This window comes from Kitasatospora sp. NPDC034035 (assembly GCF_055575755.1).
Genome location: NZ_JBVISA010000044.1, coordinates 14965 through 39357, shown reverse-complemented (window position 1 = coordinate 39357; position 24393 = coordinate 14965). Strand labels below are relative to the sequence as shown.

The following is a 24393-nucleotide window of genomic DNA, read 5'->3' as shown; positions in this document are numbered from 1 at the left end:
GGGAGGATGGGTGTCTTTTTTTGTGAGGTTTCGCCGGGCAAAACACCAGCGTCTAGTCGAGGCCCAGCCCCAGCGGGTCGTTCTCCCCCTCCCCCCCCACCGTGGCCCCGTGCGGCCCTGCGGCCCCCCCCACCACCGGACCGGACCGGTCCCGCGCCGCGCTGCTCGCGTCCATCACCCAACCACCTGACGTCGTCCGATCCCGCCCGCTCGCGGCACCCCGTCCCTGCCGCCGGTCCGACCCGTCCCCCGACGGGCTCGGCGTTCCGTTCGTCGGCACGCCCGGGAGACCCCCGGAGGTTCCGCTCCCCGGCCGCAACCACCCGTCGGGGCGACACCGCCAGAACGCCTGACCTACCGGCTCGACCGTCCGGCCGAACCCGGGCCCGGCGCGGCGGACCTCATGGCGCCCCGGACCCTTCGTACGGTCCACCAGCGTGCCACCCCGCCCGGCGCGCGCGCACCGCCCGTGCACCCGAACGGCCCCCTGGCGAACGGGGGTGGCTGATATGACCAACCCTTTCCGCAGGAAGAGTGGCGCCCGGCCCCGCGCAGGCGCTCACCTCACGGCGTGCGCCATCCCCGTACACGCCCCTCGTGTGCGCCCTGGGACGACCCCTGTGACGCATGTGGGGGATGCGGCCACGGCGGGCGGCGGGCATGCGGGCGGACGCGAGCGGAAGCGGGGGCGGGGGCGAGCGCCGAGCGAGGCGGCCCCGGCAGCGCGCGCGGGGGCGCTCAGCAACGAGCGGAGCGCGGGGTGCCCGGCGCAGGCCGTATCGGGCCGCGCCGGGGGCCCTCCGGCGGCCGTACGGTCCTCCGGCACAATGGCGGCATGCGAGCAGTGGTGCAGCGAGTGACCGAGGCCCGGGTGACCGTGGCCGGTGAGACCGTCGGCGCGATCGAGGGGCCCGGGCTCTGCGTCCTGGTCGGCGTCACCCACGACGACACCCCCGCCAAGGCCGCCCAACTGGCCCGCAAGCTCTGGACGTTGCGGCTGCTCCCGGCGAACGAGGAGGGCGTCGAGCAGAGCTGCTCGGACCTCGGCGCCCCACTGCTGGTGATCAGTCAGTTCACCCTCTACGGCGACGCCCGCAAGGGCCGCCGCCCCACCTGGAACGCCGCCGCCCCCGGCCCGGTCGCCGAGCCGCTGGTGGACGAGGTGGTCGCCCGACTGCGCGAGCTGGGCGCCAAGGTGGAGACGGGCCGGTTCGGCGCCGACATGCAGGTGGCGCTGGTGAACGACGGCCCGTTCACCGTCCTCGTCGAGGTCTGAGGCGTCGAGGTCCGAGCCGGGTCCGGCTCCCGGTCCGGCCTACTGAGGGACGATCACGTCCTGGGTGCCCGGCACCGTCCCGGCCAGCAACACCGCGTCCACCGGGACGTTCCGCTTGACGATCGCCAGCGCGATCGGCCCCAACTCGTGGTGCCGGGCCGAGGAGGTCACGAAGCCCAGCGACCGCCCGTCCGGGTCCGTGGCCAGCCGCACCTCGGTGCCGTGCGGGGGCAGCGACTCCTCGGTGCCGTCCAGGTGCAGGAAGACCAGCCGGCGCGGCGGGCGGCCCAGGTTGTGCACCCGGGCGACGGTCTCCTGGCCGCGGTAGCAGCCCTTCTGCAGGTGGACGGCGGTGCGCAGCCAGTCCACCTCGTGCGGGATGGTCCGGTGGTCGGTCTCGAATCCGAGCCGGGGCCGGTGGCCCTCGATCCGCAGCGCCTCGTAAGCCCAGATCCCGGCCGCCGGGCCGTATCCGGCGGTGAGCTTCTCCAGGTCGGCGCGCGGCACGAACAGGTCGCGCCCGTACGGGAGTTCGCGGACGGCGGCGGCATCCTCGACGGAGGCGGTGGAGCCGGCCGGCAGGTGGACCACGGCGTACTCGGCGGTCGCGTCGGCGACCTCCACCCGGTAGAAGAACTTCATGCTCTCCAGGTAGGCGACCAGCGCGCCCTGGGTGCCCGGCTCGACGTGCGCCCAGGTGGTGGTGCCGTCGTCCACCAGGTAGAGCGCGTGCTCGACGTGCCCGTTCGGGGAGAGCACCAGCGCCTCGGCGGCCTGCTGCGGCGGCAGCTCGCTGACGTGCTGGGTGAGCAGTAGGTGCAGCCAGGTGAGGCGGTCCGCGCCGGTGACGGTGACCACCCCCCGGTGCGAGAGGTCGACGAAGCCGGTGCCCTGCGAGAGGTGGCGTTGCTCTCGGAAGATGTCGCCGTAGTGGGCGGCGACGCCTTCGTCGGCCCCCTCGGCGGGGACGGCTCCGGGCAGGGCAAGCAGCGGGCTCTTCACACCGGTCATACCGGCCAGCTTACGACCGGTCCCCGGCGAGCTTGGCGGTGCAGTCGGCGCAGCGGCCGAAGATGGCGAAATGCTTGAGGTCGGTGTCGAAGCCGTGCTGCGCGCGCAGGCTGTCGATCAGCGGCTGGGCGATCTCGGTGTCGGTCTCGGTGACCTTCTCGCAGTCCCGGCAGACCAGGTGCAGGTGGTGGTGGCGGCCGGCCAGGTGGTAGGTCGGGGCGCCGTGGCCGAGATGGGCGTGCGAGACCAGGCCCAGCTCCTCCAGCAGCTCCAGCGTCCGGTAGACGGTGGAGATGTTGATGCCGCTGGCGGTCCGCCGGACGTGGCAGAGGATGTCGTCGGGGGTGGCGTGGTCGAGCTCGTCGACGGCCTCCAGCACGAGCTGCCGCTGCGGGGTGAGGCGGTAGCCGCGTTCGCGCAGGTCGGTCTTCCAGTCGTCGGAGAGGTGCCAGTCGCCGGAGAGCTGCCAGTCGGTGGTGCCGGTGTCCGCCACGGTTGCTGTCCCTGCCAAGGTCGGGGGTCCTGATGCAAGTGTAGGGACCGGCCTCGGGCCGGTCCCTACCTCGTGCAGGACTGTGCTGTTACCTGAACCGTGCCTGCTCGAGCTGTGCCTGCTCGAGCTGTGCCTACTTGAAGAAGGCGATGCCGTCGTCCGGCAGGTCGTTGATGTCCTTGATCAGCTGCGCCGGGCTGAGCACCTTCTTCAGCTGCGCGGACATGTACGGGCGCAGCGGCACGTTCGGGGCGGCCTTCTCGCCGACCCAGAGCAGCTCGCCGTTGACGAAGCCGTACAGCCGCTTGCCGCCCGAGTACTCCGGCGAGCCCTCGATCCGGGCCACCGCGTCGGTGGAGACATCGATCTGGGGCTTGCCGTCGGCCAGCTCGCCGTACCAGATCTCGACCGTGCCGTCGTCACGGACGGAGGAGATCTCGATCCCGCGGGCGCCGCTGGTGCCGTCGGTGTTGCTCGTGATGCGCCAGAACGCGTGCTCGTTCTCCAGCGGGCGAACCTTCTCGCCCTCGCCGTCCAGCACCCAGGTGCGGGAGCGGAACTCCAGGAAGGGTCGGCCGTCGTGACGGATCACGATCTCCTGGCCGAAGTTGCACTTCTCCGCGCCGGGGAAGTCGTAGACGCCCGCGCCCTCCCAGGTTCCGAGGAGGAAGGCGAGCGGCACGACGTCCTTGTGGAGGTCTGAGGGGATCTCGATCATGTTCCTGGTCGCTGTCGTCGTCGGTGTGGGGCTGCCTCAACCGTACGGCAGCCTCAGCGCTGGCCCTGGTACAGCTTCATCACCGAGAAGATGGCGAACCAGGTGATCAGCACGGCCATGAGGGCCAGCAGACCGTCGAAGAACATTTCCAGACCGGACACGGGGGGCTCCCAGGCGGCGACAGTGTGGTGGATTTTGCTCCGCTCACTCTATCCGTCGGGCCACGGCCGGTCGCGGTGAGCCCCACCACGTCGCCGTTCGCGCCGCTGCTACCACGCCGCTCAAGCTTTGCCCAAGGGTTTCCGGGGATGACGGACGGCGGGGGCGGCGCGACCTCTAAGGTGGCGCCATGTCGAAGAAACTCGTCATCAAGGTCACCGCAGGGGCGGACGCGCCGGAGCGGTGCTCGCAGGCGTTCACGGTGGCGGCGGTGGCCGTCGCCAGCGGGATCGACGTCTCGCTCTGGCTGACCGGGGAGTCCTCCTGGTTCGCCCTGCCCGACCGGGCGGCGGAGTTCGAACTGCCGCACGCCGCGCCGCTGCCGGACCTGCTGGAGTCGATCCTGGCGGCCGGCTCTGTGACGCTCTGCACCCAGTGCGCGGCCCGGCGCGGGATCGAGCAGAAGGACACCGTCAAGGGCGTCCGGATCGCGGGCGCGCAGGTCTTCGTCAGCGAGATCATGGCGGACGGCGTCCAGGCGCTCGTCTACTGACGGCTCACGGGCGCTGCTCGTGGTCGGGGTGGTCCCGGTCGTGGCCGGGGTCGTCCCACTTCGGGTCGTCCCAGCGCGGGTCGTTCCACCAGTCGTCGTCCGGGTCCCGCTTGTTGGCGAACACCGCGGCGGCCGGCGGGATCACCATCGCGACCACGCACATGCCGATCGCCGCGCCGACCGAGAAGAACCGCACCACGCCCCAGGCCAGGACGAACAGGCCCAGGCACACGCCCATCATGGCGAAGTAGTAGCGACGCCGCCGCCTCGTCTGCACCCCTCCACGGTACGACCGAGGGCCCCTGCTCGGCAGGGGCCCTCGGGGTGTCGCACTCCGGTTCACGTGCGCCGGTTCGCGTACCGCTTCACGTGCGCCGGTTCACCTACGCCGGTTCCGACGCGGTCAGACCGCGATCGCGACCTCGACGGCGATGCCCTGCGAGGCCACCACCTGGCGGTCCACGGTCTGGCCCGGCACCAGCGCGCGCAGGGTCCACTTGCCCGGGCGGGCGAAGAACCGGAACTGGCCGGTCGCCGAGGTGGGCACCTCGGCCGTGAACTCACCGCCCTCGTCCAACAGCCGCACGTAGCCGTTGACCGGCTCACCGTCGCGGGTCACCGAACCCTGGATGATCGTCTCGTTCGCCACGTCAACTCCTGCCAGGTCCGGGCCGCCGGCCTTCGCACCGCACATGTCTGTACTTCCCTTCTGACTTACGGGTGGAGCCGGAGGCTCAGTTGCTGCCGAGCTCGATCGGCACGCCGACCAGGCTGCCGTACTCGGTCCACGAGCCGTCGTAGTTCTTGACGTTCTCCTGGCCGAGCAGCTCGTGCAGCACGAACCAGGTGAGCGCGGAGCGCTCGCCGATGCGGCAGTAGGCGATGGTGTCCTTCGCCAGGTCGATGCCCTCGGCCTGGTACAGCGCCGTGAGCTCGTCGTCGCTCTTGAAGGTGCCGTCGTCGTTGGCGTTCTTGGCCCACGGGATGTTGCGGGCGCTCGGCACGTGGCCGGGGCGCTGCGACTGCTCCTGCGGGAGGTGGGCCGGGGCGAGCAGCTTGCCGGAGAACTCGTCGGGCGAGCGGACGTCGACCAGGTTCAGGGTGCCGATGGCGGCGATCACGTCGTCGCGGAAGGCGCGGATCGACGAGTCGGCGGCCTGCGCCGTGTACGCGGTGGCGGGGCGGGCCGGCACCTCGGAGACGAGGTCGCGGGAGTCCAGCTCCCACTTCTTGCGGCCGCCGTCCAGCAGGCGGACATCGCCGTGGCCGTACAGCTTGAAGTACCAGTAGGCGTACGAGGCGAACCAGTTGTTGTTGCCGCCGTACAGGACGACGGTGTCGTCGTTGGCGATGCCCTTGGCGCTGAGCAGCGCCTCGAAGCCGGCCTGGTCGATGAAGTCGCGGCGGACCGGGTCCTGGAGGTCCTTCTTCCAGTCGATCCGGACGGCGTTGCGGATGTGGTTCTTGTCGTACGCGGAAGTGTCCTCGTCGACCTCGACGATGACGACCTTCGGGTCGTCCAGGTGGGCCTGGACCCAGTCGGCGTCGACCAGGACGTCACTGCGGCTCATGGTGATGTTCTCCATCCGAGGGCGGTTGGCGGAAGGTGCTGCTCAGGAGTGCTGCAGAGGCACCCGGGCGGATGCGATCCGAATCCTTGTCCGAATTCCTGTCCGAATACTGGGACAGGACGGGTGGACCGGTGCGGCCGGGCAGGAAACTGCGGAGTACGTCGGCGCCGGCCCGCGAGGACGGCCGGAAAAGTCACCGGGGAGATCGACGGCGGGCTTCAACTGCCCTGCCGGGATGCCGAGTCAGCGCATTCGACACAGACAGGCGGCCACGCGGCACAGGTCTACCGCCCGCCGCTTCGTGAGGTCCGTCTGTCGCTTCATGCCGACGATGCTAGGGACACCGACGGCCCGCTGTCACCAGCGTATCGAATATTGAGACCAAAACAGCCGCATTACGAGATTTGGCCTCCGGTCGGGCCGCCGGGCCCGGTCGGGCCGCCCCTCGGCAGCGCACAACGGGCGGAAACGCCACCGCTCCGCGGTCCGCGCTGGACAGCGCGTCTCGCGGAGCGGAACGTTTCGGCGGTACGAAGAACAGGCCCGGCACGCCGGGTGCGGGCCGACGGCGCGGGACTCAGCCGAGGAGCTTGACGCCCTTGCCGTCGAAGGTCAGCTGGAGGCCCTCCGGCAGCGGCGTCACACCGTCCTTGTCGCCGTCCTTGGCGGCGAGCTTCAGCCCGGCCGGCAGCGTGTCCAGGGTGAAGCTCATCGGCTCGATCTGCTGGTTGGTGACCCCGGCCAGCATCCCCGCCAGGGAGCTCAGCCGGAAGCCGTCCACCGTGACGGTGTTCCCGTCGTTGTGCACGGTGCCCTCACCGACCGCGATCGGCCCCAGCGAGGCCTTGACCTTGCCCGGCCCGCCGTACGACAGGCTCAGCCGGGAGTTGCTGCCCACCGGCAGCTTGGTGCCGTGCAGCAGCTGGGAGGCCGGCGGCAGCAGCTGCGCGAGGTCCGGGTACGAGATCACCCCGCTGCCGGTGCCGCTGTCCACCGTGGCGTTGTTCATGCTGTCGCTCACCTTGACGCCGGAGAGCTTGGCCTTGAACGAGTGCAGCGCCACCTGGTGGCTGCCGTCGCCGACGGTCAAGCCGTCGGCGGAGATCCGGACGTCGTCCAGCTTCATCGACAGCACCTGGGTGAGGAACGGGAAGCCCTCGATCGAGACGTCCGGCCGCTGGCTCATCCGGCCGCTCTTCACGATCCGGTCGGCCGCCTCGTCCTCGGCCACGCCGACCGCGATCCGGTCGGCGCCCACCAGGAGGCCCGAGAGCACCACCAGGCCGATCGTGGCCTTCAGCCATCCGCGCATCGTGTCCCCCGTCGTCGCCGGTCGCCGTTGTGGTCGTTCGCTGTGGTCGTTCGCTGTCGTTCGCTGTCCTGTGAGGGCCGCCGGACGCGGCCGCTCCCGCACGACCGTACGACGTCCCGCCCCGGAGCATGGTTCCGGGACGGGACGTCGGTGGGAAGGGGGGCGTCGGCGAAGGGAGGCGTCGGCGCGCGGCGGATCAGACCAACAGGTCGGTGGCCATCCAGATCAGCGGCGCGGCCACCGCCAGCGGCAGCGCCACGCCCGCCGTCATGTGCACGAAGCGGGACGGGAAGTCGTACGCCGCGACCCGGCGGCCGACCAGCGCCCCCAGCCCGGCGAGCGCACCGAGCGCCACCGGCGCACCCACCAGCAGCCCCAGCGCCACGGCCGCCGCCAGACCCAGGACCGGGCCGAGCTGCTTCGGGCCGGGCAGTGGCGCCGCGGCCAGCAGGGTGGCCAGCGCGACCGCGCCCACCCCGGCGGGCACCCAGTCGGCCAGCAGCAGCGTGGTGCACAGGGCCGTCACCACGGTGGCCGAACCCAGCACGGTCAGCGCGTAGAACCGCTCCTTCGGGTCCGACGGACGGAACGTCTGCAGCACCAGGACCAGCAGGAAGAACCCGCCCAGGGTGCCCACCACGGCCGCCACACCGCCGTCGGAGTCCGCCAGCAGCAGCGCCACGTCCGCGGTGAACCCGGACAGCGCGGCGAGCAGGATGCCCTGGCGGGCCGGCCACATACCGTTCAGCCGGAACCAGCCGGCCGCCGTCAGCAGCTGCAGCAGCGCCACCACCAGGGCCAGTGCCACCTGCCCGAGCGCGGCACCGCCGGCCAGCAGCGCGGCCACGCCGGCCGTGATCAGGGCCGGCTGGAGGCCCGGGTCGATGATCGGCGAACCGGTCCGGCCGTGTGGGCCGGTAGGCGGTGCGGGCTGCGCCGGGACGGCCGCGAACGGCGGCAGGACGGGGGCGCCCACCAGGCCGGCCTGGCCCGTCGGACCCACCGGGCCTGCCTGGCCGGGGGCGTCCGGGCGCTTGAGCGTCATGGTCGGCGGGTCGAAGGCCTCCGCCGCCTGCTGCTGCACGGCGGCGGGCTGCGGCGCCGGGGCCGCGTGCCGGGCCCGAGCCCGGGCGGGCGGCGGCTGCTGCCCCGGCTGCGGGGGCTGGGCCGACTGCTGCCGCTGGTGCCGGCGTTGGTGCTGCGCCGGAGCCTGTCCGAGGTGCTGCGGCGGCGCGACCGGCATCGCACCGGAGACCACCACCGGCGGCAGCAGCGTGGTGGCCGCGGCGTCGTTCATCGGCGGCACGGGCGGCAGCAGCGTCGTCGCCGCACCGTCGTCGAAGGCCGGCACCGCCGGCAGCACCGCGGTCGCCGCCGCGTCGTCCACCGGATAGCCGTACGGCGGCTGCTGCCCCGGCTGCTGCGCGTGCTGCGGGTACCCCTGCGGAGCCTGGGGCGGCTGGGGCTGTTGCGGTTGCTGGGGCTGTTGCGGTTGCTGGGGCTGTTGCGGTTGCTGGGGCTGTTGCGGTTGCTGGGGCTGTTGCGGTTGCTGGGGCTGCTGCGGCTGCTGTTGCCATGCGCCGTAGCCACCGGGGTTCGGGTTGTTCATGTCCGTCACGCCGCTCAGCCTCCCGCGAACGGCGGGAGGACCTCGACCGTCCCGCCCTCGGTCAGGGCGACGGTCGTGTGGTCCCGGCCGCCCACCTGGGCGCCGTCGACCAGGTACGAGCAGTGCCCGAGCAGCCGGACGAGCTTCGGCTTGTCGGCGTGCCGCTCCTTGGCCGCCGTCAGCGCCTCCGCCAGGGTCGCCGCCTCGTACGGCTCCTCGGCCAGCCCGGCCTCGGACTTCGCCGCCGCCCAGTAGCGGATCGTCCCGCGCACCCGGGCGCCGCTCGCGGGCTCGGTGGTCGCGCCCATCGGGCCACCCCTTCTCGTCGTCCTCGCCCGGCCCCGGTGCCCCGGTCCGGCTCGCCACCGGGGCGGCCGCCCGACCACCCGAACGATGGACCCGCGCGGCGCCGCCGATGTGCGTCCCATGATGGCGTGTCCGCCGCCACGACGGGCAATCGCCCTGGCCCGCGGGTGCGGAGCGGCGCTCGAAGCTGTGTCCAGGCTCACCCGGCGTACGCCCGAAATGGGGGTACCGCCGGATTCGGGCACTCCCGATGCGGGGGGAGGTCGGCTATTCTCGACCACCAAGAGGGATCCGGGCAGAGTCGCCCCCGGGTCCTTTTGTGCTTTCAGGACGCCAGTACGGACGTTCTTGCGATTCGTCGGCCCACCCCCGGCGGACCGCGGGAACCGCCCCGTCCGTCGCGGCACAACGACGTGCCGCGGCCGGCCGGGACGTCGCCACCGGGCACCGGGCCGCCGCCCGGGACCGGACCAGACCGGAGGTTCACGGTGATGAACAGGGCAGAAACGGTGCGCCAGGGGTTGCGGGACCCCCGGCGGGTCCGCCACTACGCCCTGCGCGCCGTCCGCTCCCCCGGTACGCCCCAGGCGCCCGTCCGCCCCTCCTCCCCCTCAGCACGTGCGCCATCCGGCTGTGGCGGCAGCCGTAACGCGACCGCGACGACCCGGAAAGGGGACCACCGGGTATGAGTTCTCTCCTCCTTCTCACCAACGCACTGCAACCTTCCGCCGAGGTACTGCCTGCCCTCGGCCTGCTGCTGCACAACGTCCGGGTGGCCCCCGCCGAGGGCTCGGCCCTGGTGGACACCCCCAGCGCGGACGTCATCCTGGTCGACGGCCGACGCGACCTGCCGCAGATCCGCAGCCTGTGCCAGCTGCTGCGCTCCACCGGCATCGGCTGCCCGCTGATCCTGGTGGTCACCGAGGGCGGCCTGGCCGCCGTCACCGCCGAGTGGGGCATCGACGACGTCCTGCTGGACACCGCCGGCCCGGCCGAGGTCGAGGCCCGGCTGCGGCTCGCGCTGGGCCGCCTCCAGGTCGTCACCGACGACAGCCCGATGGAGATCCGCAACGGCGACCTCTCGGTCGACGAGGCCACCTACTCCGCGAAGCTCAAGGGCCGGGCGCTCGACCTCACCTTCAAGGAGTTCGAGCTGCTCAAGTACCTCGCCCAGCACCCCGGCCGGGTCTTCACCCGGGCCCAGCTGCTGCAGGAGGTCTGGGGCTACGACTACTTCGGCGGCACCCGGACGGTGGACGTCCACGTCCGGCGACTGCGCGCCAAGCTCGGCGTGGAGAACGAGCAGCTGATCGGCACCGTGCGCAACGTCGGCTACCGCTTCGTCGTCCCGGAGAAGCCCGAGAAGGGCGAGCGGCCGGAGCTCGCCCAGCGCCCCGCCGCCCCCCTGGAGGCGTGAGACGCGGCCGGGCGGGCCGTCCCCCGCCCGGCTTGTCCGGTTCATCCCGGAGCCGCCCGCCGTCCACCCGGCAGCGGCCCCAGGTCCCACTGCCGCCCCGGAGACCACACGCGTAGACTCCCCTCGTGGCCAAAGTGACGCGCGACGATGTAGCCCGACTGGCTGGTACCTCGACCGCGGTCGTCAGCTACGTCATCAACAACGGGCCGCGCCCGGTCGCGCCCGCGACCCGGGAGAAGGTGCTCGCGGCGATCGAGCAGCTCGGCTACCGGCCGAACAGCGTCGCCCAGGCGATGGCCTCCCGCCGGACCAACCTGATCGGCATGGTCGTCCCGGACGCCCGCCAGCCCTTCTTCGCCGAGATGGCCCACGCCGTCGAACGGGCCGCCTCCGAGCGCGGCAAGCTCGTGCTGATCGGCAACTCCGACTACGTGGACGACCGCGAGGTCCACTACGTCCGCGCCTTCCTCGGCATGCGCGTCTCCGGCCTGATCCTGGTCAGCCAGGGCCCCTCGCAGCGCGCCGCGGAGGAGTTCGCCGCGATGGAGGGCGCCAAGGTCGTGCTGCTGCACCGCCGGCCCGAGGCGATCGACGACGTCGCGGTGGTCACCGACGACGTGGGCGGCGCCGAGGCCGTCGTCCGCCACCTGCTGGAGGTGCACGGACACCCGTACGTCGCCTGCTTCGGCGGCCCGGTCGAGTCCCCCGCCCCCGGCGACCCGGTCATCGACCACGTCGAGGGCTGGCAGCGCGCCATGGACGCGCACGGCATCCCCGCCGAACCGCACCTGATCGACGCGCCCTTCCACCGCTACGGCGCGTACGAGGTCGCCCTCGGCGTGCTGCGCTCACCGGACCGGCCGCGGGCGATCTTCTGCTCCACCGACGACCAGGCCATCGGCGTGCTGCGGGCCGCCCGCGAGGTCGGCCTGCGCGTCCCGGAGGACCTCGCGGTGGCCGGCTTCGACGACGTGCCGGAAGCCGCGCTCGCCGACCCGCCGCTGACCACCGTCGCCTCCGACCGCGACGCGATGGCCCGGGCCGCCGTGGACCTGGTGCTGGACGACTCGCTGATGGTGCCCGGCTCGGACACCGAGCGGGTCCGCAAGTTCCCGTCCCGCCTGGTCATCCGCCGCTCCTGCGGCTGCGACGGGGCCGCACCCGGCCGCCCCGCGGCGGAGTAGCGGACGGAACGGCGAGCCGGACCGGGCAACCGGCCGAACCGGAATCGCCGACTCCACTCCGAAGGCCGCCTGACCTGGCTTTATGAGAACCCAACGGGCTTCTTTCCGCCCTCTGAGCCGGTTCTCATCCAGTCCTCATCCACCAGGCGGAGCTTGGTCGGCATGAGCGAACAGCAGCAGCACCCCAGCGACCCCCACAGCCCGTACGAGCCCCGGGTGATCGAGGGCACCGTGCTCGGCGGCGGCACCGCGGGCAGCACCGGCCCGGCCGGGTACGCCTACCGCGAGGACCACTCCGGCAGCGGCTTCGACGGACCGCCTCCTCCCCCGCCCATGCCGCCCGAGCCGCCCACCGTCCTCGGCCCCGACTCCCCCGAGGGCCACGGCGGCCGCGGCAGCCGGGCCCGGCGCGGCCTGCTGCGCGGCCGACTCGCCCTGGTGACCGCCGTCGCCGCGGCCGCCGCCGTCATCGGCGGGGTCACCGGCGGAGTGGTCGCCGCCGACCGGCAGTCCTCCGACACCCACGTCGGCACCATCGCCAGCCCGGTCTCCGCCCGCAGCGACGGCAGCGCCAACGTGCCGGCCATCGTCGCCGCCGTCTCGCCCAGCGTCGTCCAGATCACCGTCAAGAACGGCAACGGCACCGCCACCGGCACCGGCGTCGTCCTGGACAAGGACGGCCGGATCCTCACCAACTACCACGTGATCGACACCGCGGCCGGCGGCGGCCGGATCACCGTCACCTTCAAGGACGGCTCCACCACCCAGGCCACCGTCACCGGCACCGACAAGTCCCTCGACGTCGCCGTGATCACCGCGACCGGCGCCAAGAACCTCGCCCCCGCCGTCCTCGGCCACTCCTCCACCATGGCCGTCGGCGACCCGGTCGTCGCCATCGGCAACCCCGACGGCCTCACCGGCACCGTCACCTCCGGCATCATCAGCGCCGAGAACCGCGACGTCACCGTCCAGCTCGACGAGGGCAGCACCAGCGGCAACGGCGGCTTCGGCTTCCCCAGCCTGCCCGGCCTGCGCGGCACCCAGCCCCAGTCGAACAACGGCAGCACCACCACCTACAAGGCCTTCCAGACCGACGCCGCCCTCAACCCCGGCAACTCCGGCGGCCCGCTGATCAACGCCAACGGCCAGGTCATCGGCATCAACTCGGCGATGTACGCCCCGAACGGCACCAGCTCCACCGCCGGCGGCGGCACGGCCGGCAGCGTCGGCCTCGGCTTCGCCATCCCGATCGACAACATCAAGCAGGTCCTGCCGAAGATCGAAGCCGGCCAGAACCTGTAAGCCACAATCCCTACGACGGACAATTGGCCCCAGCAGGCCCTCCACCCGACGAGAAAGGGCACCCGCCCATGACCCCGTCCGCCGACGACCGCACCCCCGCCGAGCCCGGCCACCCCGCCGCCCGGCTCCTCGTGGTCGACGACGAACCCGCCCTCCGGGACGCCCTGGAGAGCAGCCTCGCCTTCGAGGGCTACGAGGTCGCCACCGCCACCGACGGCTACGAAGCCCTGGAATCCGTCGAACGCGACCGGCCCGACCTCGTCCTGCTGGACATCATGATGCCCCGAATGGACGGCCTCACCGCCGTCCGCCGGATGCGCTCACGCGGCGACACCGTCCCGGTGCTCATGCTCACCGCCCGCGACGCCGTCGGCGACCGCGTCACCGGCCTCGACGTCGGGGCCGACGACTACCTCGCCAAGCCCTTCGAACTCGACGAACTGCTCGCCCGCGTCCGCGCCCTGCTGCGCCGCAACGCCCTCGCCGCCGAGGCCGCCGCCCGCGCCGCCGCCGAGGACGACAGCGAGGTGCTCACCTTCGCCGACCTGCGCATGAACACCGCCACCCGCGAGGTCACCCGGGCCGGCAAGCCGATCGAACTCACCCGCACCGAGTTCATGCTGCTGGAGATGTTCCTCTCCCACCCCCGACAGGTCCTCACCCGCGAACAGATCCTCAAAGCGGTCTGGGGCTTCGACTTCGAGCCCTCCTCCAACTCCCTGGACGTCTACGTGATGTACCTGCGCCGCAAGACCGAGCAAGGCGGCATGCCCCGCCTGATCCAGACCGTACGCGGCGTCGGCTACGCCCTGCGCCCGGCACCCGGCGCCGGCGCGTGACAACCGTTCCGCCCCCGCCCCTGGCGCCGCCCCGCACCCCCGGCCGCCGGCGCCGCCTCGTCCACTGGCTCCGCTCCCGCTCCCTCCGCAGCCGCCTCACCTTCCTGAGCGCGGCGGCGGTCGCGGTGGCCATCGCGCTGTCGGCCCTGGCGTGCTGGTTCATCGTGGAGAAGCAGCTGTACAACCAGGTCCGGACGGACCTGGTGAACGCGCCCCTGCCCCCTAGAGTGACGCTCAACATCCCGTGCCCGGCTACCCCGGAAGACGCTCTTGCCGCAGCTTCCAGCAGTCCGGAAGCAAACGGCCCCATTTCCAGGGACACCCAGTACGTGCTGAGCAACCCGCCCCAGGTCTGCCTACCAGCCAATGCCACCCGGGCCATCGACCTCAAGCCCGGTGACGCTTCGGCGCTCCACCTCAAGCCCGGCCAGTCGATCATCAGAGAGGGGCAGTACACCAACGGTGACCCGGCACTCGTCCGGCTTTCGACCGCACGCAGTGCCAACTTCGGGCCGGTCCTGGTCATGGTCGCCGCGCCCACCCAGCCCGTCGAGGACTCCCTTCAGGGCCTCGGCATCCTCCTCGGCTCCGTCTCCGTCGGCGGCATCCTCCTCGCCGCCCTCGCCGGCCGTCTGGTCGCCCGTTCCGCCCTCAAGCCGGTCGACCAACTCACCGACGCCGTCGAGCACATCGCCCGGACCGAGGAGGTCGGCACCACCATCCCGGTGCACGGGGACGACGAGATCGCCCGCCTCTCCACCTCGTTCAACTCCATGAGCACCGCCCTCGCCAACTCCCGCGAGCGGCAGACCCGGCTGATCGCCGACGCCGGACACGAGCTCCGTACGCCGCTCACGTCCCTGCGCACCAATGTCGACCTGCTGATCCGCAGCAACGACACCGGCCGGCCGCTGCCCCCCGCCACCAAGACCAAGCTGCTCGGCAACATGAAGGCGCAGATGCAGGAGCTGACCGTCCTGATCGGCGATCTGCTGCAGCTCTCCCGCCCCGACTCCCCGAAGGCGGGCCCGAACCTCACCGTCGTCGCCGTGCACGAGATCGCCGGGCGGGCCATCGAGCGGGCGAAGCTGCGCGGCCCGGGGCTGGTCTTCGAGACGAGTGCCGAGCCCTGGTACGTGCACGCCGACGCGGCCGGGCTGGAGCGGGCGGTGATCAACCTGCTGGACAACGCGGTCAAGTACAGCCCGCCGGGCGGGACCATCGACGTCCGGCTCCAGCGGGGCGTGCTGACCGTCCGCGACCACGGCCCGGGCATCCCGGCCGACGAGCTCCAGTACGTCTTCGACCGGTTCTGGCGCTCGCCGTCCTCGCGTCAGCTGCCGGGCTCGGGCCTCGGGTTGTCGATCGTCGCGCAGAGCGTCCGGGAGGCGGGCGGCGAGGTCACGCTCGGTCCGGCCACGGACGGCGGTCCGGGCGCGCTGGCCACGGTCCGTCTGCCGGGCGGGCCCGTCCCGGAATAGCGCCCCGGAGTGACGGGGCGGAAAACAGGACGGGCGGGGCGCCCCGACAGCGCCCCGCCCGTCCCCGGGGCACAGGGCCCCAGCCGGCTCACGGTCAGTCGATGTCGCTGCCCGGGCCGATGACCTTGATCCGGTCCTGCGCCGGGGCCTGCAGCGGCGCGCTCGCCGAGCTGTGGGCGCCCAGGTAGGCGGTGAAGACGTCCAGGTCGGAGGCGCCGACGAGCTTGTCGGTGCCGGCCGCGAAGGCCGGGAAGCCGTCGCCGCCGCCGGCCAGGAACTCGTTGGCCGCGACGCGGTACTTGGCGGCCGGGTCGACCGGCGCGCCGTTCAGCCGGATCGAGTCCACGAGCACCCGGTCCGCGCCGGTCTTGCGCATGTCCAGGGTGTAGTTGAGGTTCTTCGACCCCTGGAGGATCTTGGGCGCGGCGACGTTGAGGCCGCTGACCTGCTGCTGGAGCAGCTGGATCAGCTGGGCGCCGGTCAGGGTCTTGACCTGCATCATGTTGGTGAACGGCTGGACGGTGAACGCCTCGCCGTAGGTCACCACGCCGTCGCCCTCGCCGCCCGAGGCCTTGTAGACCAGGTCGGAGCGGATACCGCCCGGGTTCATGAAGGCGACCTGCGCGCCGCCCTTGTCGGCCGGGGCCAGTCCGGCCAGCTGCGCGTCGGCGATCACGTCACCGAGCGGCTTCTCCAGGTCGCTGCTGCCGCGGCCGTTGACGTCCGCGGAGATGTAGCCGACCGGGCGGTTGGCGATCGGGGCGGCCAGCTTCTGGTAGTGGTCGACCAGCGCCGTCATGTCGGGCGCCTTCTCGACCGTGCGGCGCACCACGTGGTTCTCGGCCTTGACCGAGGGCCGCACGATCTCGCCGGTGGTCTTGTCCAGCTTCATGTCGATCTCGGTGAAGAGCCGGCCGAAGGAGGCGGCACTGGTCACCGAGCGCGGAACGCCGTTGGGGTCGGGGATGCTGCAGGCGTACGCGTTGTGGGTGTGGCCGGTGACGATGGCGCCGACCGCGGGGTCGATCTTCTTCGCGATGTCGACGATCGGGCCGGAGATGCCCTGCCCGGCCGCGCCGCAGTCGTAGTTGTAGACGCTGCTGGCCGGGTAGCCGCCCTCGTGGATCAGCGCGACGATCGAGTTGACGCCCTTGGCCTTGAGCTCGGCGGCGTACTTGTTGATCGTGGTGACCTCGTTGGCGAACTTCAGGCCCTTGACGCCCTCGGCGGTCACGATGTTCGGCGTGCCCTCCAGGGTGACGCCGATGAAGCCGACCTTCACGCCCTGGGACTTGGTGATCCAGTACGGGGCCAGCAGCGGCTTGCCGGTCTTCTCGTCGGTGACGTTCGCCGACAGGTAGTTGAAGTTGGCGCCCTTGAAGGTGCGGCCGGGCTCGTAGCAGCCGTCGGTCGGGTGGCAGCCGCCCTCCTGCATCCGCAGCAGTTCCTGCGCGCCCTCGTCGAACTCGTGGTTGCCCACGGAGGTGACGTCCAGGCCGAGCTTGTCCATCGCCTCGATGGTCGGCTCGTCGTGGAAGAGCGCCGAGGTGAGCGGGCTGGCGCCGACGATGTCGCCGGCCGCGACGGTGATCGAGTCGTCGGCCGGGATCCGGGCCTTGCGCAGCTCGGTGGCCAGGTACTCGATGCCGCCGGCCGGGGTGGCGACCTCCTTGCCGGTGGCCGGGTCGATCTCCTTGATCGTGCCGGACGAGCCGGCCGGGGGCTCCAGGTTGCCGTGGAAGTCGTTGATCGCCAGCAGCTGGAGGTTGACGGTCTTGTGACGCTTGGCGTTGGCGTCGGCGGCCTGGGCGGCCGTCGGCACGACCACTGTGCCGAGCAGACCTGCGGCGGCGACGACGGCGAGCGCCGTCCGTCGGGATCTGACGGTGAGCATGAGGGGTTCCCCTGCACCTCGGAGGAGCACCGGCTGTGGACAGCATCGGCGTACGGGCATGTGTTGCGCCTGTGAAGCCTAGGGTCAACGCGCGTAGCTGTCAGGACATCGAACGTAACGAGAGGATTACCTCCTGACGAACCATCGCCGTCCGCCGCGCGCGGAGGCCGCGGAGATGCCGCCGTCAGACCCCCGGCTCGGAGGCCAACTGGCGCTCTGCGCGGACCCGTTCGGCCACCGCGTCCTCGGTCATCGCGCGGTCGGTGTACACCAGCGGCCGCTCGGCCTCGGTGATGATGTGTTTGACCACCTGGACGTTGCCGTTGACGTCCCAGACCGCGATGCCCGGCGAAAGTGTGGGAATGATCTCCACCGCCCACCGCGGCAGGCCCAGCACCCGGCCGGTGGCCCGCGCCTCCTCGGCCTTCTGCATGTAGATCGTCCGGGTCGAGGCCATCTTCAGGATCGCCGACGCCTCCTTGGCCGCCGCGCCGTCCACCACGTCCGACAGGTGGTGCACCACCGCGACGAAGGACAGCCCGAGCCGACGGCCGAACTTCAGCAGCCGCTGGAACAGCTGGGCCACGAACGGGCTGTTGATGATGTGCCAGGCCTCCTCGACCAGGAAGATGCGCTTCTTCCGGTCCGGCCGGATCCAGGTGTGCTCCAGCCACACCCCGACGATCGCCATCAGGATCGGCATCGCGATCGAGTTGCGGTCGATGTGCGAAAGGTCGAAGACGATCAGCGGCGCGTCCAGGTCGATGCCCTCGGTGGTCGACCCGTCGAACATGCCGCGCAGGTCGCCGTCGACCAGCCGGTCCAGCACCAGCGCCACGTCCAGGCCCCAGGACTGCACCTCGTCCACCCCCACGCCCAGCGACTCCACCGAGGACAGGTCGGGGTTGCGCAGGGTGTCGATGATGTCGTCCAGCACCGGCTGTCGGCCCGTCACCGACGCCACCACGTGGGCGTGCGCGGCCTTCAGCGCGAAGCCCGCCCGCTCCTCCAGCCCGCGCCCCATCGCCACCTCGACGATGGTGCGCAGCAGCGACAGCTGACCGGTCTGGGTGATCGCCGGGTCCAGCGGGTTGAGCTTCACCCCGCCGTCCCGGGCGGCCATCGGGTCCAGCCGGACCGGCTTTATGCCCAGGGCGTTCGCGATCAGGTTCCACTCGCCGACGCCGTCCTCGCCCTGCGCGTCCAGCACCACGACCTGGCGGTCACGGAACCTCAACTGCCGCAGCACGTACGTCTTCTCCAGCGCCGACTTGCCGTTGCCGGACTCGCCGAGCACCAGCCAGTGCGGGGCCGGCAGCTGCTGCCCGTACAGCTGGAAGGGGTCGTACACGTACCCCTTGCCGCTGTACACCTCGCGGCCGATGATCACGCCCGAGTCGCCCAGCCCGGGCGCGGCGGTGGGCAGGTAGACCGCCTGCGCCTGGCCGGTGGAGGTGCGCACCGGCAGGCGGGTGGTCTCCACCTTGCCGAACATCAGGCTGGTGAAGGCGTCGGTGAGGTTGCCGAGCGCCATGGGCGGCCTCCTGATGGGTCAGCGGTGGACGGGTGCGGACGTACGGGCGAGCGGCTGTGCGACGTACGGGTGTGCGGCGTGCGGGTGTGCGGCGTGCGGCGTGCTCAGCGGCGGATGCCGGTGGCGAACGGAAGGGTGTTGACGAAGGCCCGGTGGTGCTCGCGGTCGCACCACTCCAGCTTGAGGTAGCTCTTGCCGGCCGAGGCCCGGATGGTCCGCTTGTCACGGGCCAGCGCGTCGGGGTTGCGCGAGGAGACCGTGATGTAGCCGACCAGGTTCACCCCGGCCGCACCGGAGGCCAGGTCGTCGCCGCGCTGGTCCACCCGGCCGGTGTGGGCCAGGTCGCGCGGGTCGACCGTCCGGTTCATCTTGGCGGCGCGGCTGGCCTCCGCCTCGTCGTTGGTCTTCTCGGTCAGCATCCGCTCGATCGCGACGTCCGTGGGCTCCAGGTCCATCGTCACCGCGACCGTCCGGATCACGTCCGGGGTGTGCACCAGCAACGGCGCCAGGAAGTTGACGCCCACCGGGGTGAGCGGCCACTCCTTGATCCACGCGGTGGCGTGGCACCACGGCTCCCGGGTCGCCGACTCGCGGGTCTTCGCCTGCAGGTACTGCGGGTGGGTCGCGTCCAGCTCGGCCGGCCAGGCGTTGCGCCGGGACATCGCCTGGATGTGGTCGATCGGGTGGTCCGGGTCGTACATCGAGTGCAGCAGCGAGGAGAGCCGGGCCTGGCCCAACGGCTGGCGCACCCGGATGTCCGCCTCGGCCAGCCGGGCGCAGATGTCGGTCAGCTCGCGCGCCATCACGGCCGCCAGCCCCTCGTCGTCCCGGGCCCGCCGACCGGTCGCCGTACGGCCCATCGCGTGCGCCTCGGCGGCCAGGTCACGGGTGTAGTGCATGCAGGCCACCAGGTACGCCCGGTGCTGCTCGGACGACGTCGACACCATCGACTGCAGCTGGTCGTACGACTCCTGCAGCCAGCGCGGCGCGTCGTGGTCGCCGCGCCGCTCGACGTCCTTGGCGTGCGCGTCCGGGTCGGCCGGCAGGGTCCGGGCCAGGATCTGCAGCCGGGTCACGAAGCCGTCCCCGTTGGCGACGTGCTTCAGCAGCGTCCCGAACCGGTCGACCAGGGCCTCCTGGTCCTCCGAGTCGCGCAGCCCGACACCCGGGCCCTCGATCTCGATCGCGGCCGTCACCGTCCGCCGCTCCAGGTGCATCAGCACCCCGACCTCGTCCGGCCCGAACGGCGCGGCCAGCCAGCGCAACCGCCCCACTCCGGGCGGCGGGCCGACCTCCACCTCCCGGCCGTCCAGCCGGGTACCCGCGTCCATCACGTCCGAGCGCCACACCGCCCGCCCGCTGCGGACCGTCCGGCGGTAGGTGCGGTTGATCTCCACCCACTTGTAGAACGTCCGCCTGCGGTACGGCACGTACACCGCCGCGATGGCGAGCAGCGGCAGACCGATCAGACCGCCGATCCGCAACGGCAGAATCGGCATCAGCAGGCCCCAGAGCATCCCGAGGAAGGCCCCGAAGATGATCAGTATGATCTCGCCGGACTCCCGGTTCCGGCCGATCGGCGCGTTCGGGCGGGCCTTGCCGATCAGGTAGGTGCGGCGCTGGTGCACGTACGGCTGGGCGTACTGGGCGCCGTACTGGCCGAGCGGTTCGCTGCTCACTTACCCGTCACCCTCCCTTCGCTGGATTGCTGTCGCGGATCGGAACCGGGGTGGCCTGCGGCGGCCCGGCCTGCGGCGGCGGGGCCGGCGTCCGGCCGGCGTGGGCGGCGATGCCCGGCGCGACCGAGCCGCCGCCCGCACCACCACCGCCACCACTCCCGCCGCCCGCCTGCCCACCGCGGTCGCCGTGAGTGCTGATGCCCTGCTTCATCAGGTTCGCCGTACCGTTGATCATCGCCGAACCCGCCTGCACCGCGTTGGCCCTGGCCTGACGCATGTTCAGGATCTCGTCACCGAAGCCCGGCACGAAACGGTAGATCGCGGCGCTGGCGAAGATCGACAGGAACAGGATCGCCAGCCCCGACAACACCCGGGCGAAGTCGTCACTGGCCCCGGCTCCGGTCGCCACCGCGCCCGCCAGCCCCAGGATGATCACGATGATCGGCTTCGCCAGGTCCACCGCCAACATCACCCCGGCCCACCGGCGCACGTGCTTCCACAGCTGCTTGTCCACCAGACCCGCGTACACCGCCGTCCCCAGCAGCGCACCCACGTACAGCATCGCCGCCCGGATCAGCAGCTCGATCCAGAGCATCGCCGCCGCCAGCACCGCGACCAGCGACACGAGGACCAGGATCAGCGGACCACCGCCGACGTTCCCCTTCTCCAAGGTGTCCGCGAACCCGCCCAGGTACGACCCGGTATCCGTCTTCGTCCCGACCGCGACCGCCTTGGTCAGCCCGTCCGTCACGCTCACCACGGTGTACAGGATCAACGGCGTGAACGCGGACGCCACCACGGTCAGCCACAGGAAGCCGATCGCCTCCGAGAACGCCGTCGTCAGCGGCGCCCCCCGCACCGCCCGCTTCGTCACCGCCAGCAACCACAGCACCAACGTGATCACCGTCGACACCGCGAACACCACGGCGTACTGCTGCAGGAACGACGCATTCGTGAAGTCCACCTGCGTCGTCCCGTCAATCGCCCCCGACAGGTTCCGCACCACCCACGCCGCCGCCTGCGCACAACTCTTCGCCAACGACCCCAGCGGATCGGTCACAGTCCCGACGGTGCCGCTCCCCGGAATGACGACCGCACCGCCGGGAGCACACCCCGCCCCGCTGCCCGGGATCGGAAGATCCACCTTCTGGCACGTGGGAGTCGCGGTCGGCGACGGGTCGGCGAACACCCTCTGGGCGGCCAGCAGCGTCATCAGCTGCAGGGTGGCCAGCGCACCTGCCAGCGTGCCTGCGCGGCGTGCGGTGGATCGGTGCGAGGTGTGGTCAACGGGCATAGCGGAACCCCCCGAACTGCTGGACGGCGCCGGTGATCTCCTCGGCGGTTGCGGCCTGCTGGTCTCCGGGCATCGGCGCGGGGCCCTGCCGGCTGGTGAAGTCGGTGAGCTTCCAGTCGCCGCCCGTCCAGTGCAGCGAGAGTGTGAGGGTGAACCAGTTCGTGGTCACCGGCTGGACGGAGCGCTCGCCGGCGAGGCCGGTGAGGCCGGTCGACCACACCTCGACCTTGGCGTCGCTGTCGGTGTAGCCCGTCGACTTGGTGCCGACCGGGACGGTGCGGCTGACGAAGGTGAGGCCCTTGGGGGCGCGGCCTTGGGAGTCGAGGCCGTAGCGTGCGACGGTGTCGCCGCCGAACCCCTGGTCCAGCCGGCTCTGCAGTGTCGCCACCGCGGCCGGGTCGGCGATGGTGGTGACGATGGTGTGGCGGCTGTCGGTGCGGAACATGTCCGCGGAGCCGATCGCCACCGCGTAGTTGGCGGCGGCGGACTGGGCGCCTTGGTCGCTGTGCGGGAAGCCGGAGGCGATGCCGTTGACGGTGGTGCCGACGGGCTGGTCGCCGCTGGGGGCGGGGCCGGCGCCGGCGGGGGCGCTGGGGGCGGCGTGGTCGGCGGAGCCGCCGCTGCCGCCGGGGGTGGGTTTGCCGCGGTTGGCGATGGCGATGGCGACGACGAGCAGGGTGACCACGACGAGGACGGTCAGCAGGGTGCGTAGCGGCCGTGACTGACGCAGGCTCGGCTTCGGGGAGGGCTGTTCGCCGACCGGTAGCCGCGTACGGGTGTGCGGCTGGTCGTCGGACAACGGCACGGCGGCCCTCCTGGTGCTGGGAGCCGGGGGCGGCTCCGGGGGCCCTCCACCCGGGGGCGGGCGCGGACGGAGGGTGGGAACGGGGGTGAACTCCTGGCAGGCCGACCGCTGGAGGGGGTCCGGACGGGGACCCGACCTCGGACGGGCCGGACTACTGCTGTCCGATCGTCAGATCGCCATGCCGTAGACAATGGTGAACAGAGTTCCGAGTGATCCGATGATGAACACGCCGGTCAGTCCGGCGACGATCAGTCCCTTGCCCTGTTCGGCTCCGAAGCTGTCCCGCATCGCGGTCGCGCCGATCCGCTGTTTGGCGGCGCCCCAGACGGCGAGGCCGAGGCAGAGGAGGATGGCGACGGCCATGATGACCTCGACCATCACCCGGGCCTCCGACCCGAGGGTCGCGAACGGGCCCCAGTCCGGGGCGATCCCGCCGATGATGGTGTCGATATTCGGCTTCTTGGGAGGGTCATCGGCCAGGTGGCCGACCGCATAGGTGTGCACGCTGCTCAGGTTCATTTCCATCTCACCGCCCGATCAGGCAAATTCAAGGGCCCGGACCCCGCCCGCGCGAAGGGTCGGTGCCTATTCTTGGCCAGATCTGATGTCGACTTGGCTACTTCTCGCGGATTGGTCGTGAGGCATCGGACACGTACGCGAGGATGTCCACCGTACGAAGGATAGCGCTCACTCCCTGTATCTCTGATGATTGCGGTGAGCAATGCCTTCCGGGACACTTCGACTGACGAATCGTCGGGATGGTGCTGATGGTACTCCGGAAGGCCGGGACGGCCGCCGTCACTGCGGGAGTTGTTGCGTTCGGGTTCATCGGGCTGGTGACGATGGGGACTTATGCGGCGAGTGGGACGCCGCAGCAGTCGGTGAATCGCTCCGCCCTCTCCCCCGGAACGGTCCCCGCGGCCTACCAGGAGGCGATCCAGAAGTGGGGCGCGCTGTGCGCGGAGATCTCTCCGCCGATGCTCGCGGCGCAGCTGTACCAGGAAAGCGGATTCGACCCCAGGGCCCGTTCCGGTGTCGGGGCGCAGGGAATGGCGCAGTTCATGCCGGGCACCTGGGCGACGTACGGAACGGACGCGAACGGTGACGGCCGGAAGGACGTCTGGGATCCGTACGACGCGATCGCGTCGGCGGCGGTCTACGACTGCGCGCTCGCCAAGGACGTCTCGGGCGTCCCGGGCGACGCGCAGGCCAACATGCTGGCCGCCTACAACGCCGGTCCGTACGCGGTGACGAGCAACAGGGGCATCCCGCCGTACAAGGAGACCCAGGGCTACGTGCGGAGCATCCAGGCGATGGCCCGCAGCTTCACCGCGCCGACCGCGCCGTTGGAGGTGTCCGCGCAGTCGGCGGCGGCGATCTACTTCGCGCAGACCAAGCTCGGCACCCCGTACCTGTGGGGCGGTGAGGGCCTGCCCTCGCAGAACGGGCGCTTCGACTGCTCGGGCCTGACCCAGGCCGCGTACGCCAGTGTGGGCATCACCCTGCCCCGGGTGGCCAACGACCAGTGGTACGCCGGCCCGCACCCGTCGCGGGATCAGTTGCGGCCGGGCGACCTGGTGTTCTTCGCGACGGACCTGGGCGATCCGCGGAGCATCCACCACGTGGGGATCTACGTCGGCGGCGGGTACATGATCAACGCGCCGCACACCGGTGCGGTGATCCGCTACGACAAGATCGACACCAAGGAGTACATCGGCGCGACCCGGGTGACCTCGGACGGCGCCCAGGCGCTGCCGAGCCGGAACAACGACGGCTCGGTCAACGCCCCGAGCCGGCCCGCGGCGGCGGCCCCGCCCGCGCCGGCCGGGCCGACCCCAGCGGGGGCGGGCCGGTAGCGGGCCGGGGCACCCGGGGCGTGTGTGCGCTGTGTGGACGCTGAGTCAAGTTTCCATAACTGCGCGTTTCCGTGGAACGCTGTGGCCCCGAAATGACGTT

General features: G+C 71.7%; 24 protein-coding genes. 8 read left to right on the top strand and 16 right to left on the bottom strand.

Translation table 11 applies throughout. The annotated features are described in order from the left end of the window. The first annotated feature begins 835 nt into the window (after positions 1-835). Positions 836-1276, top strand: coding sequence for a D-aminoacyl-tRNA deacylase (gene dtd / locus ACZ52J_RS38245; RefSeq protein WP_360506830.1), 441 nt, complete (start codon positions 836-838; stop codon positions 1274-1276). A 39-nt stretch (positions 1277-1315) separates the two neighbouring features. Here the strand turns inward: dtd and ygfZ are convergent, their stop codons facing one another. The 3 genes from ygfZ to ACZ52J_RS38230 all read right to left on the bottom strand — a co-directional run bounded on the left by ygfZ (position 1316) and on the right by ACZ52J_RS38230 (position 3498). Further along, positions 1316-2278, bottom strand: coding sequence for a CAF17-like 4Fe-4S cluster assembly/insertion protein YgfZ (gene ygfZ, locus ACZ52J_RS38240; RefSeq protein WP_465625539.1), 963 nt, complete (start codon positions 2276-2278; stop codon positions 1316-1318). Between the two features lie 19 nt (positions 2279-2297). Next, positions 2298-2780, bottom strand: a complete 483-nt coding sequence (locus tag ACZ52J_RS38235) for a Fur family transcriptional regulator (protein WP_360506932.1) — start codon at positions 2778-2780, stop codon at positions 2298-2300. A 133-nt stretch (positions 2781-2913) separates the two neighbouring features. After that, complete coding sequence (locus ACZ52J_RS38230; protein ID WP_360506832.1) at positions 2914-3498, bottom strand: heme-binding beta-barrel domain-containing protein; 585 nt, start codon at positions 3496-3498, stop codon at positions 2914-2916. A 349-nt stretch (positions 3499-3847) separates the two neighbouring features. On the opposite strand from ACZ52J_RS38230, the gene ACZ52J_RS38225 reads away from it, so the two are divergent. Continuing rightward, entirely contained in the window at positions 3848-4210 is a 363-nt protein-coding gene (locus ACZ52J_RS38225; protein ID WP_360506835.1) for a DsrE family protein, read from the top strand. 4 nt (positions 4211-4214) lie between these two features. Here the strand turns inward: ACZ52J_RS38225 and ACZ52J_RS38220 are convergent, their stop codons facing one another. The 7 genes from ACZ52J_RS38220 to ACZ52J_RS38190 form a co-directional block, all read right to left on the bottom strand. Continuing rightward, positions 4215-4487, bottom strand: coding sequence for a DUF3099 domain-containing protein (locus tag ACZ52J_RS38220; protein WP_360506838.1), 273 nt, complete (start codon positions 4485-4487; stop codon positions 4215-4217). A 126-nt stretch (positions 4488-4613) separates the two neighbouring features. After that, the gene (locus ACZ52J_RS38215) at positions 4614-4904 is read right to left on the bottom strand and encodes a DUF1416 domain-containing protein (protein ID WP_360506841.1); all 291 of its coding nucleotides are present in this window, start codon (positions 4902-4904) and stop codon (positions 4614-4616) included. Between the two features lie 40 nt (positions 4905-4944). Next, positions 4945-5781, bottom strand: coding sequence for a sulfurtransferase (locus tag ACZ52J_RS38210; RefSeq protein ID WP_360506844.1), 837 nt, complete (start codon positions 5779-5781; stop codon positions 4945-4947). A 243-nt stretch (positions 5782-6024) separates the two neighbouring features. Further along, positions 6025-6105 (bottom strand): Ms5788A family Cys-rich leader peptide, encoded by an 81-nt coding sequence (locus ACZ52J_RS38205; protein ID WP_350517234.1) that lies wholly within the window; start codon positions 6103-6105, stop codon positions 6025-6027. A 253-nt stretch (positions 6106-6358) separates the two neighbouring features. Beyond that, positions 6359-7093, bottom strand: a complete 735-nt coding sequence (locus ACZ52J_RS38200; RefSeq protein ID WP_360506847.1) for an LmeA family phospholipid-binding protein — start codon at positions 7091-7093, stop codon at positions 6359-6361. 196 nt (positions 7094-7289) lie between these two features. Beyond that, positions 7290-8711 (bottom strand): hypothetical protein, encoded by a 1422-nt coding sequence (locus ACZ52J_RS38195; protein WP_465625517.1) that lies wholly within the window; start codon positions 8709-8711, stop codon positions 7290-7292. A 5-nt stretch (positions 8712-8716) separates the two neighbouring features. Continuing rightward, positions 8717-9010 carry a MoaD/ThiS family protein gene (locus tag ACZ52J_RS38190; RefSeq protein WP_360506853.1) on the bottom strand — a complete coding sequence of 98 codons (294 nt, stop codon included), beginning with the start codon at positions 9008-9010 and terminating at the stop codon, positions 8717-8719. Between the two features lie 683 nt (positions 9011-9693). On the opposite strand from ACZ52J_RS38190, the gene ACZ52J_RS38185 reads away from it, so the two are divergent. From ACZ52J_RS38185 to ACZ52J_RS38165, 5 genes are all read left to right on the top strand, one after another. Beyond that, positions 9694-10425, top strand: a complete 732-nt coding sequence (locus tag ACZ52J_RS38185; protein WP_360506856.1) for a response regulator transcription factor — start codon at positions 9694-9696, stop codon at positions 10423-10425. Between the two features lie 125 nt (positions 10426-10550). Continuing rightward, a complete protein-coding gene (locus ACZ52J_RS38180) occupies positions 10551-11609 on the top strand; it encodes a LacI family DNA-binding transcriptional regulator (RefSeq protein WP_360506859.1) in 1059 nt (352 codons plus the stop codon). Between the two features lie 162 nt (positions 11610-11771). Further along, the gene (locus ACZ52J_RS38175) at positions 11772-12911 is read left to right on the top strand and encodes a S1C family serine protease (protein ID WP_465625515.1); all 1140 of its coding nucleotides are present in this window, start codon (positions 11772-11774) and stop codon (positions 12909-12911) included. A gap of 68 nt (positions 12912-12979) precedes the next feature. After that, complete coding sequence (locus ACZ52J_RS38170; protein WP_465625514.1) at positions 12980-13750, top strand: response regulator transcription factor; 771 nt, start codon at positions 12980-12982, stop codon at positions 13748-13750. After that, a complete protein-coding gene (locus ACZ52J_RS38165) occupies positions 13747-15231 on the top strand; it encodes a HAMP domain-containing sensor histidine kinase (RefSeq protein WP_465625513.1) in 1485 nt (494 codons plus the stop codon). The genes ACZ52J_RS38170 and ACZ52J_RS38165 overlap by 4 nt, the downstream gene beginning before the upstream one ends. Before the next feature lie 94 nt (positions 15232-15325). Here the strand turns inward: ACZ52J_RS38165 and ACZ52J_RS38160 are convergent, their stop codons facing one another. The 6 genes from ACZ52J_RS38160 to ACZ52J_RS38135 form a co-directional block, all read right to left on the bottom strand. Further along, complete coding sequence (locus ACZ52J_RS38160) at positions 15326-17125, bottom strand: bifunctional metallophosphatase/5'-nucleotidase (protein WP_465625512.1); 1800 nt, start codon at positions 17123-17125, stop codon at positions 15326-15328. A 184-nt stretch (positions 17126-17309) separates the two neighbouring features. Next, positions 17310-18659: an ATP-binding protein gene (locus ACZ52J_RS38155; protein ID WP_360506873.1), complete on the bottom strand. Its 1350-nt coding sequence runs from the start codon at positions 18657-18659 to the stop codon at positions 17310-17312. 104 nt (positions 18660-18763) lie between these two features. After that, complete coding sequence (locus ACZ52J_RS38150; RefSeq protein WP_465625511.1) at positions 18764-20338, bottom strand: SCO6880 family protein; 1575 nt, start codon at positions 20336-20338, stop codon at positions 18764-18766. Positions 20339-20345: 7 nt separating this feature from the next. Beyond that, complete coding sequence (locus ACZ52J_RS38145; RefSeq protein WP_465625509.1) at positions 20346-21551, bottom strand: hypothetical protein; 1206 nt, start codon at positions 21549-21551, stop codon at positions 20346-20348. Positions 21552-21621: 70 nt separating this feature from the next. Next, positions 21622-22437, bottom strand: coding sequence for a DUF8175 domain-containg protein (locus tag ACZ52J_RS38140; protein WP_465625507.1), 816 nt, complete (start codon positions 22435-22437; stop codon positions 21622-21624). Between the two features lie 168 nt (positions 22438-22605). After that, on the bottom strand, positions 22606-22956 hold the full coding sequence (locus ACZ52J_RS38135; RefSeq protein ID WP_360506884.1) for a hypothetical protein: 351 nt from the start codon (positions 22954-22956) through the stop codon (positions 22606-22608). 248 nt (positions 22957-23204) lie between these two features. On the opposite strand from ACZ52J_RS38135, the gene ACZ52J_RS38130 reads away from it, so the two are divergent. Further along, a complete protein-coding gene (locus ACZ52J_RS38130; RefSeq protein ID WP_360506887.1) occupies positions 23205-24293 on the top strand; it encodes a C40 family peptidase in 1089 nt (362 codons plus the stop codon). The last annotated feature ends 100 nt before the right edge of the window (positions 24294-24393 follow it).

Bases quoted from the DNA above. Each gene is read 5' to 3' on its own strand.
- ACZ52J_RS38205 (WP_350517234.1), bottom strand. From the start codon at position 6,105: ATGAAGCGACAGACGGACCTCACGAAGCGGCGGGCGGTAGACCTGTGC.
- ACZ52J_RS38155 (WP_360506873.1), bottom strand. From the start codon at position 18,659: ATGGCGCTCGGCAACCTCACCGACGCCTTCACCAGCCTGATGTTCGGC.
- ACZ52J_RS38215 (WP_360506841.1), bottom strand. From the start codon at position 4,904: ATGTGCGGTGCGAAGGCCGGCGGCCCGGACCTGGCAGGAGTTGACGTG.
- ACZ52J_RS38135 (WP_360506884.1), bottom strand. From the start codon at position 22,956: ATGAACCTGAGCAGCGTGCACACCTATGCGGTCGGCCACCTGGCCGAT.
- ACZ52J_RS38200 (WP_360506847.1), bottom strand. From the start codon at position 7,093: ATGCGCGGATGGCTGAAGGCCACGATCGGCCTGGTGGTGCTCTCGGGC.
- ACZ52J_RS38175 (WP_465625515.1), top strand. From the start codon at position 11,772: ATGAGCGAACAGCAGCAGCACCCCAGCGACCCCCACAGCCCGTACGAG.
- ACZ52J_RS38190 (WP_360506853.1), bottom strand. From the start codon at position 9,010: ATGGGCGCGACCACCGAGCCCGCGAGCGGCGCCCGGGTGCGCGGGACG.
- ACZ52J_RS38160 (WP_465625512.1), bottom strand. From the start codon at position 17,125: ATGCTCACCGTCAGATCCCGACGGACGGCGCTCGCCGTCGTCGCCGCC.
- ACZ52J_RS38230 (WP_360506832.1), bottom strand. From the start codon at position 3,498: ATGATCGAGATCCCCTCAGACCTCCACAAGGACGTCGTGCCGCTCGCC.
- ACZ52J_RS38225 (WP_360506835.1), top strand. From the start codon at position 3,848: ATGTCGAAGAAACTCGTCATCAAGGTCACCGCAGGGGCGGACGCGCCG.
- ACZ52J_RS38130 (WP_360506887.1), top strand. From the start codon at position 23,205: ATGGTACTCCGGAAGGCCGGGACGGCCGCCGTCACTGCGGGAGTTGTT.
- ACZ52J_RS38185 (WP_360506856.1), top strand. From the start codon at position 9,694: ATGAGTTCTCTCCTCCTTCTCACCAACGCACTGCAACCTTCCGCCGAG.
- ACZ52J_RS38170 (WP_465625514.1), top strand. From the start codon at position 12,980: ATGACCCCGTCCGCCGACGACCGCACCCCCGCCGAGCCCGGCCACCCC.
- ACZ52J_RS38145 (WP_465625509.1), bottom strand. From the start codon at position 21,551: ATGACGCTGCTGGCCGCCCAGAGGGTGTTCGCCGACCCGTCGCCGACC.
- dtd (WP_360506830.1), top strand. From the start codon at position 836: ATGCGAGCAGTGGTGCAGCGAGTGACCGAGGCCCGGGTGACCGTGGCC.
- ACZ52J_RS38210 (WP_360506844.1), bottom strand. From the start codon at position 5,781: ATGAGCCGCAGTGACGTCCTGGTCGACGCCGACTGGGTCCAGGCCCAC.